Source organism: Gillisia sp. Hel_I_86 (assembly GCF_007827275.1).
In the GTDB taxonomy this organism is placed as follows: domain Bacteria; phylum Bacteroidota; class Bacteroidia; order Flavobacteriales; family Flavobacteriaceae; genus Gillisia.
This window is the reverse complement of the sequence record NZ_VISE01000001.1, coordinates 1629268-1644057: the sequence shown is the minus strand read 5'-3', so window position 1 is coordinate 1644057 and position 14790 is coordinate 1629268. Positions and strand designations below refer to the sequence as shown.

12 protein-coding genes are annotated in these 14790 nt (G+C 40.5%); 6 read left to right on the top strand and 6 right to left on the bottom strand.

The genetic code is table 11. The annotated features are described in order from the left end of the window. Nucleotides 1-500 precede the first annotated feature (500 nt). On the top strand, nt 501-1052 hold the full coding sequence (locus tag JM83_RS07285) for a hypothetical protein (protein WP_144960770.1): 552 nt from the start codon (nt 501-503) through the stop codon (nt 1050-1052). Between the two features lie 87 nt (nt 1053-1139). On the opposite strand, the gene ltrA is transcribed toward JM83_RS07285, so the two are convergent. The 6 genes from ltrA to JM83_RS07260 form a co-directional block, all read right to left on the bottom strand. Next, nucleotides 1140-2399, bottom strand: a complete 1260-nt coding sequence (ltrA, locus tag JM83_RS07280) for a group II intron reverse transcriptase/maturase (RefSeq protein WP_144960768.1) — start codon at nt 2397-2399, stop codon at nt 1140-1142. Between the two features lie 41 nt (nt 2400-2440). Next, the gene (locus JM83_RS19400) at nt 2441-2566 is read right to left on the bottom strand and encodes a hypothetical protein (protein ID WP_261376330.1); all 126 of its coding nucleotides are present in this window, start codon (nt 2564-2566) and stop codon (nt 2441-2443) included. A gap of 796 nt (nt 2567-3362) precedes the next feature. Next, nucleotides 3363-3536: a hypothetical protein gene (locus tag JM83_RS07275; RefSeq protein ID WP_186434961.1), complete on the bottom strand. Its 174-nt coding sequence runs from the start codon at nt 3534-3536 to the stop codon at nt 3363-3365. A gap of 29 nt (nt 3537-3565) precedes the next feature. After that, nucleotides 3566-4960 (bottom strand): IS4 family transposase, encoded by a 1395-nt coding sequence (locus tag JM83_RS07270; RefSeq protein ID WP_144958496.1) that lies wholly within the window; start codon nt 4958-4960, stop codon nt 3566-3568. Between the two features lie 19 nt (nt 4961-4979). Next, the gene (locus JM83_RS07265) at nt 4980-5882 is read right to left on the bottom strand and encodes an IS110 family transposase (protein ID WP_261376387.1); all 903 of its coding nucleotides are present in this window, start codon (nt 5880-5882) and stop codon (nt 4980-4982) included. 528 nt (nt 5883-6410) lie between these two features. Then, complete coding sequence (locus tag JM83_RS07260) at nt 6411-7475, bottom strand: IS110 family transposase (RefSeq protein WP_144960766.1); 1065 nt, start codon at nt 7473-7475, stop codon at nt 6411-6413. 884 nt (nt 7476-8359) lie between these two features. Between JM83_RS07260 and JM83_RS07255 the strand changes: the two genes are divergently transcribed. The 5 genes from JM83_RS07255 (at nt 8360) to JM83_RS07235 (ending at nt 14772) form a co-directional block, all read left to right on the top strand. Further along, nucleotides 8360-9928 (top strand): IS1182 family transposase, encoded by a 1569-nt coding sequence (locus tag JM83_RS07255; RefSeq protein WP_144960764.1) that lies wholly within the window; start codon nt 8360-8362, stop codon nt 9926-9928. A gap of 969 nt (nt 9929-10897) precedes the next feature. Next, nucleotides 10898-12268 (top strand): IS110 family transposase, encoded by a 1371-nt coding sequence (locus tag JM83_RS07250; protein ID WP_144960762.1) that lies wholly within the window; start codon nt 10898-10900, stop codon nt 12266-12268. A gap of 94 nt (nt 12269-12362) precedes the next feature. Then, complete coding sequence (locus JM83_RS07245; RefSeq protein WP_144960760.1) at nt 12363-12701, top strand: type II toxin-antitoxin system RelE/ParE family toxin; 339 nt, start codon at nt 12363-12365, stop codon at nt 12699-12701. After that, entirely contained in the window at nt 12694-12993 is a 300-nt protein-coding gene (locus JM83_RS07240; protein WP_261376386.1) for a helix-turn-helix domain-containing protein, read from the top strand. Before JM83_RS07245 ends, JM83_RS07240 begins: the two co-directional genes overlap by 8 nt. A gap of 240 nt (nt 12994-13233) precedes the next feature. Then, nucleotides 13234-14772 (top strand): IS1182 family transposase, encoded by a 1539-nt coding sequence (locus tag JM83_RS07235; protein WP_144960757.1) that lies wholly within the window; start codon nt 13234-13236, stop codon nt 14770-14772. The last annotated feature ends 18 nt before the right edge of the window (nt 14773-14790 follow it).

Sequence of the window (14790 nt, the reverse complement as noted above, 5' to 3'; positions counted from 1 at the left end):
GTTGTACGGAAAAGTTTAAATGACAAAAAATGTAAAAATTGGAGCCCCTTAAAATCAGTACGCGGATCCTTACGAAAAGGAGGAACTTTGAATTGAAATGAAGAACTAAAAATCGATAATTTTTAAATACAGTACGTTGAATTTTTTACTCGGACGCGAAAAATGTAAAATTTTAAAGCCTTTAGATTTTAAATCTGACTTTCAATCAAACGTAAAAAATGAGCAAAAGAATTTAGATGAAAAGAATTCAAACTGATTCTTACTCAAGCGTGAAAAATTGATTTAAGATTTAGAAAGAAACAAAAATAATTAAAAAGGCAGTCAACAAAATAACATGTTCCGAGGATCGTAACGCTATGCAACATCGTTTAACAGCAAATGGCGGGCGTTCTAGTGAAAAGTGCTATTTTAGACAACAATTAAAAAACAACTAAGCCGACAAGTTCGCGTCCCTACTCCACGCCACTTGCGTTAAACAAGACCGTTGTGTGCAATTAATCATGACCCAACAAAGAAGAATATTTCTGACTTTAGCTTTTATAACAGGGTTTATAAATCTTAGTTATGGACAAGTTTGGCCATATACTCCTATGATCCGATATGGAAATGCCATTTATCTCGACATAGAAAATAAGGCGTTAATTGAGCGAGAAAAAACTCCTCTCATATTTGAAAAAGGTTTGAAAAATAGATTTTTTGATATTCTAACGTCTAAAGATAGTATTGGAATTCAATTGAAAGATGAAGTTGTATTCTTTCATCAAAAAGAAAGAAATGAACCTAAAGATTCTAAAACAATTTTGTTTTATTCAAGAAGAAAACTTAAGAATCAAAAAATGACAATCAATTACTTAAAAATAATAGATGTAACTGATAAAATAATTGTCGCTGAAGCTTCTATAAAATATAAGGAATCAAAAAATAAAAAAGAAAGAATTGAAATCAACATAACTGATCTTGAAGGAATATTTATCGGTCCGGGTAAAAACTTAAGAACGGGAACATTAATTACAAGTTTGATTGCGGGAACATTATTGGTAATAGTTCTTTAGTCGAGTAGGTAAAGGGGAATTGCACCCCTAAACCTCTCTCAGAACCGTACGTGATGCTCTCACATCATACGGCTCTTCTTAACAAGTCTAAGGCGTAAAACCATATTGCCAATGCACAAATAGATTGGGAAACTGCTTGGCAGTCTCCTGTAACCATTTGTAGGCAAAGAACCAATGTTTACGCCTAAATCGCCGATATTTGTTGCGTACCCATTTAGCCAGTCGCATATTCAAAAAGCGGAACACATAATGTAGTTCGCTCATTCGCACCTTGCCGTAATAATGAATCCACCCTCGTACTTTGTTCGCTATAATGCCTGCCAAATCGGGCAGGCGCAAGTGAACCATACGGTGCAGTTTCATCTTGAACAAGGTTTGATTGATTCGCTTTTGACTTTGGCGGCTGATGGCGGGCGTGAAACCCAAATGAAAGTTCCCGTAGTAGCCCTTTACCATTCTTGGTTTGAATGTAAAACCTAAAAAACTGAAGGTTACATAGTGGACCTTGAACGGTGGGTGCTTCTTTTGGTTGCGCTTGCAATAAACAATATTGCTCTTGCCTTTCTTTATCTGCAACTTGCATTGCTCAAATCTGGCTTTTACCGCTTCCAAAGTCCGCAGGGCTTGTTTGAAGTTTGCACAATGGATGATAATATCATCTGCATATCGTTCAAACTTTACTTCGGGATGGTGCTGTTCAATCCATTTGTCAAAAACAACGTCTAGGAAAATGTTTGCCAATAATGGGCTTATAACACCTCCCTGTGGTGTGCCTTTGCTACGGGGATGAACACTCCCATCTTTCTTTTGGACACTGGCTTTTAACCAACGTGTCACGTACAAGTGAATGTGCTTCTCTTTGGTAAAGTGACCCAATGCTTTGAGCATTAAATCGTGGTCTATCTCATCAAAAAAACTCTTGATGTCCAAATCTATTGCCCAATCCATCGCCATACAGTTTTCCCTGCATTGCTTTATGGCTTGGTGCGCCGATTTGTTCGGTCGATAGCCAAAGGAACTTTTGCTGAACCGCTTATCTGCAAGCTGCTCCAGCTCCTCTCTAATTACCATTTGAGCCGTTCGGTCTTGTACCGTCGGGATGCCCAGTTTCCGTATCCTGCCATCTGCTTTGGGTATTTCTACTTCGCGAACGGGCTTGGGAAAGTAACTTCCACTCGCTAACCTGTTCCATACGGGATAAAGGTATTTCATAGGGCGAGCGGACACTTCGGAAATCGATACTTTATCGACACCCGATGCACCCTTGTTACTGCGTACCTTCTTAAAGGCTTCCATTACCTGTCGCTTATCTATCGGTTGCGACTTTTGTTTCTCTTTGAAAATCATCCTAATCTACATTAGTTGTAATACAAGTTAAAACTGTTAAGTCAGCCCCTTCGCTCCCATCCCATTACAGGATGCTCATCGCTACTACGGGATAATCCGTCACTAATGGCACGTATGGCTAATTTCTTCCTTGCCCTTCGGGGTTGTGGAATTTTCGCACCTGCCATTAGCTTCTCCTGTTCCGTAATTGAGCCGTAAGTAAAGCTCCTGCCCTCTTTATGCCGATTGCCACTTGACCAGTAAATAGGTTACTCCCGTCAAGTCCTGTCTCTCGGGACCGCCCATCCCTCGATTTTGACAATACTAAAGTTGTTTACGACACTTCTACAAGGGTTCACTCACATCTCGTTCAGCTTCTTTACCCCCACCATAGCAAACTACATTACCCTACAAGTGGCAGTAGCGCCTTTGACCTTATCGCTCAAGACCAACCCGTGAAAGGTAAGCCCCATAAGGCGGTTTGACCGGTATGCCTAAACATCCCAGCCGAGAGACCAATCCCCAAAATCTTCTTGCGTGTTTCCACCCGAAACAAATGCCGGGGTCGTTTCCAGAAAATTATGAGACTCTCATCTCAATTACAGTTTTGTTGCTCCTCAATTTTACTTAAATTGTATCCCGAAGCAACACAGGACACACTACTGTGGCTAACATCGGTTCCTATGAAAAGCAATAATCTTCTCTCTTAAAGATAATATTTTAATTTCTCTTATTTCATTCTTATAAAATTTTAACGTGTTGAATTTTTGATGAAGCTTCGCTTCAGTAAGAATTCAACACAAAAATAACCTGCTCAGCATCCTATTTGTGGTCACTTCCTGAGCGCCACCAGCATCACTATGATCATGGTTAATAAACCTGCCCACTGGCTAACAAAAAATGTGGTCCAAGATGGCCACCACCGATGTTTTGTGGTACAGGCTTGATATTTAGTTTGAGCTTGGTCATTGTATTGATTTTTATTTATGCGATCACCCCTACCTCATAAGGGATTTCGGTTTTTATCACTGCTAAAGTGCGGCTCAATAATTTATGGGCCACCTTCACTATTATTTTCTTCACATCTTTGCCCATATGCTTGCGGTAATACGCCTGAATCACAGGGTCTGTTCTTATCGCCTGCCAGGAAGCCTCCACAAAATACGATCGGATAAGCCGATGGCAACCTATCGTGTGGACACATCTTTATGAATCGTCCACCCTTCCATGGCCGCCTTAAAATATTTCAGTCCTATCCATAGGGTCGTTATGCCGGGATGCCTTTTGCTTTCATAGCCTTTCCATCCGCCAAGTCTAGCTATCGCCCAAACATATCTTTTTAGCCCTTTTTCCTTGTACGGGTTTTTTTGTTTCCCTGTCCTACCTTCCAGTCTTATTATCTGGTGCTCTAAAAACGCTTGCTCTTCTTCCGTGAAACAGCTATCGGCGCTCATCTCTCCTTCTGGTACTGCATACGCCAGCCGCATCAAGAACAGTTGGATGATGACCTCCATTATCAACAAGCTCAGTTTTCTTACCGATGACCCATGCTCCAGCTCTGACGCCTCGATATTGTAGCCCTCTTTTTTCAATATCTTGAACACCTCTTCTATCGTCCACCTCCACTTATACCATTCCACGCACATTTCTGCCATTTCCAGGGTCTCTATGGGCAGGCTTGTCAATAACCTCCAGCACACCCTGTCCGGCCCGGCCCGGTTAGCCTCTTTGGCCTCCACCAGATATAGTTTTATGCTGGGCGCCACTGCCTTGCTGGCCGCCCTGGTCCTTTTCAGTTCTACCTCTTTATATCTGATTTCAATTTTTGCGGTCCTTTTTTTCCTTCTGGTCTTTGCACAGGCATCCACCTGTACCTCATAGGACCCTTGACAGGGCTGGTCCGCCAGGCAGCTGAACAATTTTGACCCATCCGCCAAGGCCCTATCCGCACGGGCCCTTATCAATAGATCTGTTCGTGCATCTGGTATGCTTGCAAACTGTTCGTAGATATCCCCTTCCCTATCTTGTACGATCACCATTCCCGCTACCACGTCCCTTAGTGAGGCCTGTGTGTTTTTGGACACCTCTATCCACTTATAGGACTCTTTTTCTTCCATGGGCAGCTTGCCGTACTGTCTTTCATGCTTTGATTTGAAGTCCAAGGACCTGTTCCAGATCTTAATATCAGAATAGCCGTAGGGGGTGCCGCTCACGGCATCCAAGACCAAACTTGGGTGGACAAAGAACCCCAGTCCCTGGGAATTCTTCGCATTGGTCGTGCCCACAAAGCCATCTTTGTTGATCCTATTACCATGGCTGCTTAGGTTGACCTCCGTGGTATCTTGGATACAGACAACAAATTTGCCCGCACAAGCCATCTGGCAATTATGTACCAGGTTCTCTACTATATCTTCTTCACTGACCCTATCGTTCTGCAAAAAACGGTAAACGGCCTTTGCGTCTGATTCGTTCCTGCTGAGCTGACGGATCGAATGGACGCTCTTGCTGAACAGGTCCGATAAAATCTTGTTGCCCCGATAAACCAAACGTTTATCCCCTAAGCCTGTGAACCCCCTTCTCATTTTTTGAGTAAAATTAATGCTAATCCCTTAAACTAGTAAATAATTGTGTCCACACGATAGGATGGCAACGGGGGTTCATGCCAAGTGCCTTAGAAGTAGCCCCGCTTTGATAGATCCCAGGAGCCAATCCAACATAACCCGCTAAATGTTTAAGCGTGTTGAAGCGCCTTAGATCCCCTAGTTCAGCCAAAATACCTACGGCTACAATGCCTCCAATGCCCGGCACACTCCTTAACAGATAGTAATCTTTTTTGAAGTGTTTTCGGCAATAGGCTCTCAACTGACTTGAGACTTCCCGAAGCTCTTTATCAATAAACCGGAAAGTCCGCATTTTGCTAGCCATCGTTTCCTGTGCGGTGGGATAATGGAACTCTTGGCTATCCACCCAGTGACGAAAAGCATGGCTCCAATGATCATTATCGAACTCTGCAGGAATTTTAATCCCGAAATAAAGCAAGTGCATCTTGATCCTACTTTTGATCCGACGAAAGTCCTTGACCAGTTCATTGCGACGGCGAAACAGACTACGTAATCCTTCTCGTTCTATATCTGGAACAGTGATACCATCCAGACGGCCATCTTTAAGCTCTCTGCTAATGAGTTGCGCATCGATACGGTCTGTTTTAGTATAGCGCTCCTTTCCTTTACGGTGGATATCAGCTGGGTTCACAACCAGGGATTTCCAACCAAAGACCTCAAAACTGCGATGGGCAGAATAACCACAGCAACCAGCCTCATAAGCAGTAGTTACTTGGTGATCACAGAAATGTTTCTGAACGTACTCATATAACTTCTCAGGTTCTGGAGGCATCGTAAAAGATTTACCTCCAAAGAGATCGGTGCTGCAATGTATTTTCCAGCTTCTCTTGTGAATATCAATTCCTATGAATAACTTTGGTAATGCAGTAACTCGGGTTTCCATATCTTTAGTTTTTATCGTGATTATTAAAGATACTCGATTACTGCTTTTTCATGGATGCTAAGCGCAAATAGCGGGCTTAGTCGAAAAAGTGTTATTTTAGAGACCAAGTAAAAAACAATATAGCCGACAAGTTTGCGTCCCTTCTATGTTGTATATCAAATTTTAGACAACTTTTTTCCTATATTTAACATGTTAGCCTGAAGGGGAAGTGAGCGCTGCTGGAGAGCAACTCAACAGCAATAAGGCTTTCGACAGTGAATACGGTTCCTTCTCTAAAAAGGGACCTTTTTAAATTTATTCATTGTCCTCCATGGCTAAGAAAACTCAAGGTCTTATAGCTTTATCTTAATCAGTAATTGTAATATTATAAAACAGCCTTCTATTAACAGACTCTAAGGAGCTGCATCGTCTTGTTTAGTTTATATAAATAAGTGCGCCGCAGTCTACTAAATGACAGTCGTTAACGCTGCAGGGACGCGGAAACGGTCACACTTGAAGATAGCTGTTTTATAAATTACTCTTTTAATATTATTTATATCCCAGTTCATATCGGGTTTGGTTATTCAGGACGAATCTCATCCTGCTCAATATTTTTTTGGTAATGCGTATGATCGCCTTGTTGGGTTTCATTCTATGGCCGAGTTTCGAATATGTTGCTCCCAAGGCCGGATCTTTTCCTATTGCCTTCCAGGAGGCTTCTACCAGTATATCCCTGAGAATACGGTGGCCCCTGGGAGTGATTTCTCCTATTCTTTCGTTTTCTCCCGAGGAATTTGTAGACGGTACCAAACCTATAAAACTGCATAGCCTGTCCAGGCTTTTGAACCTTTTTATGTTTTCTATCTCTGTGAGAAAGGTTATGGCCGTGATATAGCCTACTCCCGGTATGGACTGCAGAAGTTCCATATTATCCTTATACTGGGGAGTGGCAGAAAGCATCTTGACTTTCCGATTAATAGCTAGCTTTTGCGCATAAAAATAATGGTACTTAGCTAAATGACCCTCCAGGGTTTCCCTGAAGGGTCCGATCTCTATTTCTATAAGCCATTTGATGAATTTCCTGGTCCAGTTTTCTTTGCTCAAATCATCTGGGATATCGATCCCGTTGCAATGAAGGAAAGATTTGATCTGCGTCTTTGTTTTTGCCAGGTCCCTGGCAATCGTTTTTCTCAAGCGAACAAGGCTCCTATCCGCCAGGGTCTGGAGCGAGGGAACATAAATTGGGGTCAATTCACCGTTCTTTAGCGAACGGGCGATTTTTTTACTATCCCTCGAATCATTCTTCTGAACCTTTTCTTTTCCGGTCGTGGGAATATCTGCAGGGTTCACCACAATAGATTCAATACCCAGGCCCATTAAACGGTAATGAGGCATAAAACCCGCAAAGCCAGCTTCATAAGCACTAAAGTAACTACCTCCGGGATAATTCTCATGTAGATGGTTGAAGAGGGTCTGGGCATTGGCATTCTGTGAAAAGGTTTTCTGGTAATAAGGATCCATCATAACCGTTACATTCCAGCTCTTAAGGTGCGTGTCGATGCCTACATAAATTTTTTGGCCGGTGAAGTCGAATTGTGTACTTTGTGTCTGCATAGGTTTTGGATTTTAAAGTAATTAAGTGACTAGATATTACTATGTTATAATAAATACCTGAAACTTATGCTTTATACAAACATAGGGCCTACTCCACGCCACTTGCGTTAAACAAGACCGTTGGCTACAATGGGAGCATTCAGCAAAAAAGAATATTAGTCGTTTCAAATTAACAATCCAGTAACTGAAAAATACAAAACTGAATTACGAAAAAGTAGATTTTAAACATAGACTTAAGAAAAATCAAGGTGATCTAATTGGAAAAAAACCAGCGGTGCGGAAAAGAATGAAAAAAACTAAAAAGATCAAAACTTCAAATAAAAAGTAAGAAATGAAATAAAATTTAAAAGATGAAAAATGTAAAAATTGGAGGTCTTTAAAATTTAGATCTTGAACTCTTACTCAAACGTGAAAAAGGCATTGAAAGTTATTATTCTGACTTTTACTCAAGTATGGTAAATGTAAAAATTGGATGCTCTTAAAATCAGTTCGCTGACTCTTACTCGAGCGTAAAAAATATAAAAATTCAATACTTTCAGTTTAAAATACTGGATTTTAATCGAATAGGAAAAAAGCTTTTTTGAAAATTATTGATAAGAACAAGAAAATCAGAGCGGAACAAAACGCAGGATAGATAAACACTTCGCAAAAACCACTGTAGCCAACATCGTTTAACAGCAAATAGCGGGCAGTTTGCTGAAAAGTGTAATTTTAGAGATTAATTAAAAAACAACAAAGCCGACAAGAACGTGTCCCCATTCCACGCCACTTGCCTTAACCAAGACCGTCAGACTGTCTAATAACCCCCTTCGCTTTTAATAACTTTGTTAATTTCTTCTATTATTGTTTTATAGCACAATGAGCTACTGTTGTATCTTCATGCCATGAGATTTATAGAAGGAAAAAATCGCAAACAATCCTCGTTGTTCCCTGTGTCCCTAGAGGACGCCATTAATCAGGAAAACGAGGTCAGGGCCGTAGATATCTTTGTAGATAGCTTGGATTTAGAAGACATGGGGTTTCGAGTAAATTTCCCAGAAGGAGGTCGTCCTGCTTACCACCCAGGTGTGTTGCTCAAGTTATTTATCTATGGATATTTGAACCGACTGCGTTCCTCCCGAAATTTGGAGCGCGAATGCAAACGAAATATCGAATTGATGTGGCTCCTTGGGCAACTCTCCCCAGACCATAACACCATTGCCAACTTTAGAAAGGACAATCCTGAGGCTATAAAGAAAGTTTTTCGTGCCACAGTAGCACTGGCCAAACACTTCAATCTCATTGGAGGGAAACTTATTGCAGGGGATGGCACCAAGCTAAGAGCCCAGAACAGCAAAAAGAACAACTTCAATAAAAAGAAGATCGACCGTCACCTTCGATATATCGATAACAAGCTTCAGGAATATAACCAAGCGCTAGAACAAGCCGATGGTACTGTAGAAAAAGAAAATATCCATAAGCAGATGGATACCCAGAACAAGCGCAAGGATACGTATCATAAACTCGAGCAGGAATTGGATCAAACCCAAGAAGACCAGATCTCAACCTCGGACAACGAGAGCAGACATATGGTCTTGAGGGGCAACATTACAGAGGTAGTCTATAATGTCCAGTCCACCGTAGATGCCAAGCACTGCATCCCCATTGATTATGAAGTCACCAACAATAATGATAAAAAAGCGATGGGAGCCATGATCAGAAGAGCAAAATCCATTATAGGGAACAATGATTTCACCGCTCTTTTTGACAAAGGATATCATACTGGATCTGAATTGGAAATTGCCCAGGGTTTAGGGATCAAAACCCTGGTTGCTATTCCTGCCCCCGGTTCCAATGCACCGGATCCCCTGTACAATGTTAAAAATTTTACCTACGATACGGGGAACGATCACTACATATGTCCCCAAGGTAATTTTCTGAAAACCAACGGCACCTTTTACGTCAACCACCGAGGGAAATCAAACGAGTCAAGGTTCAAACAGTATAAAACAAGAGCTTGTAAGGGATGCCCGGTGCGGGAGTTATGCACCACGGCCAAAAACGGGAGGCTCCTGGCTAGGAACCTATACACTCCTGTTTATGAAGAAAACAAAAGAAATATGGAAGCTGATCCTGAATTGTACAGACGCAGGCAGGCTATTGTAGAACATCCCTTTGGAACCATGAAAAGGCAATGGGGATTTGATCATATCCTTTCTAAAAAAGGCAAGAAAAGGGCTTCTGCAGATGTTGGGTTTATTTTCATTGCCTACAATCTCAGACGAATTTTGAACTTGATTGGCAAAAAGGCATGGAAGGAGTTATTGAACACCTTATGTGCTTGTTTTTATACCTTTATAAGAGCGTATAAAGTCATATTAAAGCTAATACCCATCTTTAATTTCAACATCTCTGATTCGCGTTTTATTCCTCAGCATACCATAAAAAGCCTTATTTTAGTCACAAATCGGTAAATAACCTAAGTTATTAGACAGACTGCCGTTGCAACGCATAGCTCAGAAACAAAATCTCGTAAAGAACATATTTGAAGTTTTAATTGATAAAAACCAATCTCCCGCAACTGTTGCGTTGACTTTTTCAAGATTTTAGTTAAAAGAAAAACCACTCAACCGCAAGGTTTACGGGAAAAATTTAAAAAGATGAAAAACGTGAAAATTGGATGCTCTTAAAATCAGTCCGCGGATTTTGATTAGATAAAGAATAAATGAAAAGAAGAAGAAATACTTGAGAATTTTTAAAATCTGTACGCAAACTTTTATTCGGGCGTAAAAAAAAATAAAAATAGATGCATTCAGCTTATTATTCCGACTTTTACTCAAGCATGAAAAATGGATAAAATGAATAGCTTTAGATTTACCACTCTGACAATAACCAAGACGAGAAAAATGACAAAAATAAGTAAGAACAAAAAAATTAAAAAACTGGCTCTTGCTCGGACGTGAAAAATAAAATCAAGATTCAGAAAAGAACAAAATGACTTAAAAAGGCTGGCAACAAAACAACATATTCCGAGGATCGCTACGCGGTGCAACATCGTTTAACAGCAAATAGCGGGCATTCCAGTGAAAAGTGTTATTTTAGAGACCAAGTAAAAAACAACAAAGCCGACAAGTTCGCGTCCTTACCCCACGCCACTTGCGTTAAACAAGACCGTTGCCTGCAATCCCCCTACTAAAAAATCGAGTTGAGTTTTTCTGCTAACGGGCGTATCTTTGTTTCGGCTCCTTGTTAAGGCCGGTTTCAGCATTGGTGTTTAAAAAGCCCGACCGCAATCAAGGTTTGAATGTAAAAAGTAATAGGTCATCATTACTTGCGTTTGAGTTTAGTGGCGATACTTTCATAGTAATCCCGATTGGAATAATTTCAAAATCAGTAGTTACATTTCTTGGAGCTTATTTTATAATCTTTAAAAACAAACTATTATGAAAAAAAAGCAGATTTCACTAGAAGTGGTCAATCCCAATGCGGCAGGTATTGATATTGGAAGTAGAAGCCATTGGGTTGCTGTTGGCCAAAATGCCCAGGACGTAAAAGAATTTGGTGTTTACAGCCAAGACCATCAAGAGCTTTGTGAGTGGCTCAAAAAGCACAAGGTCACGACCATTGCCATGGAAAGCACTGGAACTTACTGGCAAAATTTATTTTCTTCATTAGTCGTCTTTGGTTTTGATGTCATTTTGGTGAATGGCCGTCAAACAAAAAACATAAAAGGAAAAAAAACAGATATTTTAGATTGCCAATGGATACAAAAACTGCACACTCTAGGATTGCTCAGCAGTAGTTTTTTGCCCGATAGCACAACAGCAGTTATCAGGACCTACTCTCGCCATAGACAAAACATTTTAAAACAATCTGCCAGTGCGATCTTAAAAATGCAAAAATACCTGAGATTGATGAACATGAGACTGGATGTGGTGGTAAAAGACATCGTAGGGCTTACGGGAACAAAAATTATCACGGCATTTATCGGTGGCGAAAAATCAGGAAAAGTATTGGCTCAGAACAGACATTATAATTGCCGAAAATCGGAAGATGAAATTTCCAGAGCATTACAATATAATGGCCGTGAAGATTATTACTTTGCCCTAAAACAAGAATGGGAAACCTATTTGCACCTTCAAAAACAAATAGACCAAGTAGATATTCAAATTAAAAAACACCTCGAAGAAGTCATCAATAATGACGATGATAAAAAACAGCACATTGCAAGTAAAAAACCATACAAAAGAAAAAACAAGAACACCATTAGAAATGCCGATATGAACCAGCTCTCCTATCAGTATTTTGAAGGAGTGGATTTAATGGCAATTGAAGGTGTGAACGACGCAACACTAATGGCCTTTATAAGCGAAATAGGTTTAGAGGGAATCAACAAATTTGAATCAGCAAAGCAATTTACCTCCTGGCTCAGGCTTGCCCCAAACAATAAAATCAGTGGAGGAAGGGTATTGAGCCATCACTTGCCAAAAGGAAGCAATCGTTTAAAAGTAGCCCTCAGGCAAGCCGCAAATACAATTGGAAATTTAAAGGATGGGCATTTATCCGATTTTTTCAGAAGAATAAACTACAAAAAAGGACGGGCAACCGCCATAAGTGCCACAGCACGAAAACTAGCAGTCATTATTTGGAATATGCTCACAAGAGGAATTCCTTATCACCCACCAACAGAATATCTGTTCCTTGACCAAAAAAGAAAACTAAAACTGGTCAATAGAATTAAAAGGAATATTGCTAAATTTGACATTAAACCCGAAGATATCGGATTAACTAAAATACTGAATATCAGTACTTAATATTTGACGTTAGTTGGAATACTTTAGGAAAATTCTGCTAAAATTTTTAATTCAAAAACTTCCAAATAGTAAACTAATTAGTTAACTTTGTTTTGTGGTAAGAGAAATAATAAATTATAAAAGAAATTTCGTTGATTTCTACAATTCCCAAGATGATAAAATTCAACGAAAAATTGAATATGTTTTGGATCTGGTACGTTATGAAAAACGAGTTCCAAAGAAGTTCTATAAATTACTGACAAATACAGATGGAATTTATGAAGTGATAGTTATAACAACCTTTAAAAGTATTAGAATCTTAGGTTTTCAAGACGAGGGGAATTTAGTAGTTTTGACAAATAGCTTTATTAAGAAAACTCAAAAAACCCCTAGAAAAGAAATTAAACTTGCTGAGAAACTAAAGAAAGAATATTTAAAAGAAAAAAATGGCTGAGATGAAAAATATAACAAAATTTGAAGATTTACTTGTTGCTAAATATGGCAATAAAGGAACAGAAAAAAGAGAAAAATACGATGCGGAATCTCTTTCATTTCGACTTGGAGTAATGCTAAAAGAAGCAAGAAAATCAGCTCAATTAACACAAGAACAACTTGCGGAACGCACCGGTACAAAGAAAAGCTATATTTCAAGAATTGAACGTGGATTAAGTGATATTCAAATTACCACTTATCAAAAACTAATTGAGATCGGACTTGGAAAAGAATTAAATATTTCAATTGGATAAGGTAAAGTACAGCAGGCAACAACGCATATTCGCAATTGTGGCAATTCAAATAAAAGTGTATTTTTAGTAGTGACCAGGAATATTTAAATTAAGCGGACAAATCCGCTTACTGACCACCACAACTGACGAATATACGAGACCGTCAGACTGTCTAAAAACCCCTTGCTTTCTTAATAACTATGTTGATTTCTTATTTGCTGAGCTGTTTCCTATTGTTAGGCTTAACCGTATCTTTTAGGTATGAAATTCATTATACCCAAAGACCGTAAACAAGCCAGCCTGTTCCCAGTTTCCCTGGATGAAGCCATTGACCAAGAAAACGAAGTCCGAGCCATTGATGTGTTCGTTGATGGCCTCGATCTTGAAAAGATGGGCTTCAAGGTACATTTCCCCGAAGGCGGAAGGCCGGCCTATCATCCAGCAACGCTCCTGAAATTGTTCCTATATGGATATATGAACCGCCTGCGTTCTTCCAGGATCCTCGAGCGCGAGTGCAAACGAAATATGGAGATGATGTGGCTCCTTGGCCAACTTGCCCCCGACCACAACACCATTGCCAATTTCAGAAAAAACAACCCCAAGGCCATCAAACACGTGTTCCGCGCCACGGTGGAACTGGCCATGAACTTCAAACTGATCGGCGGTAGGATCATTGCCGGGGACAGTACCAAACTGCGTGCACAGAACAGTAAAAAGAACAATTTCAACGAAAAGAAGATAAAACGCCACCTGGAATATATCGACAACAAACTCGATCAGTACAACCAGGACCTGGCAAAGGCCGATGGGGAGACTGAAAAACAAGAGGTCCAAAAAGAAATACGAAAGCATGCCCAGCGAAGGGAAAATTATACAAAGCTCAAAAAACAACTGGAGCAGACCGGGGAAGAACAAATTTCAACTTCCGATGGGGAAAGCCGCCATATGGTCCTGCGGGGGAACATTACCGAGGTGGCCTATAACGTACAGTCCACTGTGGACGGCCTGCACTGCATCCCTATTGATTACCAGGTCACCAACCGAAATGACTCCAAGGCCATGGGCGATATGATAAGAAGGTCCAAGGCCATACTCAGGAACAATACCTTTACAGCACTCTTTGACAAAGGCTACCACACAGGATCGGAACTCGAAACCGCTCAAAAGCTCGGTATCAAAACAATGGTGGCCATTCCCGCGCCCGCATCCACGGCACCACACCCGGATTACAACCTACAGAATTTCATTTACGACCAACAACAGGACCAGTATACCTGCCCACAGGGACACGCCCTGAAGACCAACGGCAACTTTTATACAAACCATCAAGGCAAGCCCAACCAAAGTAAGTTCAAACAATACAAAACAAAGGCCTGTAAGGGGTGCCCCGTGCGAGACCTGTGCACCAGGGCAAAAAATGGAAGGCTCCTTGCCCGGAATGTCTTTGCGCCATTCTACGAGGAGAACCGAAAAAACATGGAACAAGAAAAAGAACTCTACCGCCGCAGGCAGGCCATTGTGGAACACCCATTTGGAACCATGAAAAGGCAATGGGGGTTTGACCATATCCTTACCAAAAAAGGAAAGAAAAGGGCCTCTGCAGATGTAGGCTTCATCTTTATTGCCTACAACCTCAAAAGGATCATTAACCTGATAGGCCATAAAGCCCTACAAGAAGGTAGCAATACCTTGTTTGATAAAATTTTGGGCTTAATAGCGCGATTTTACCGCTTTTTAAGAACTAGTTTCCTTTTCCAATATAACGCAAAGTTTTGCTGGCACCATGCCATACAGCCTTAAAAAACGTATTTTAGGACA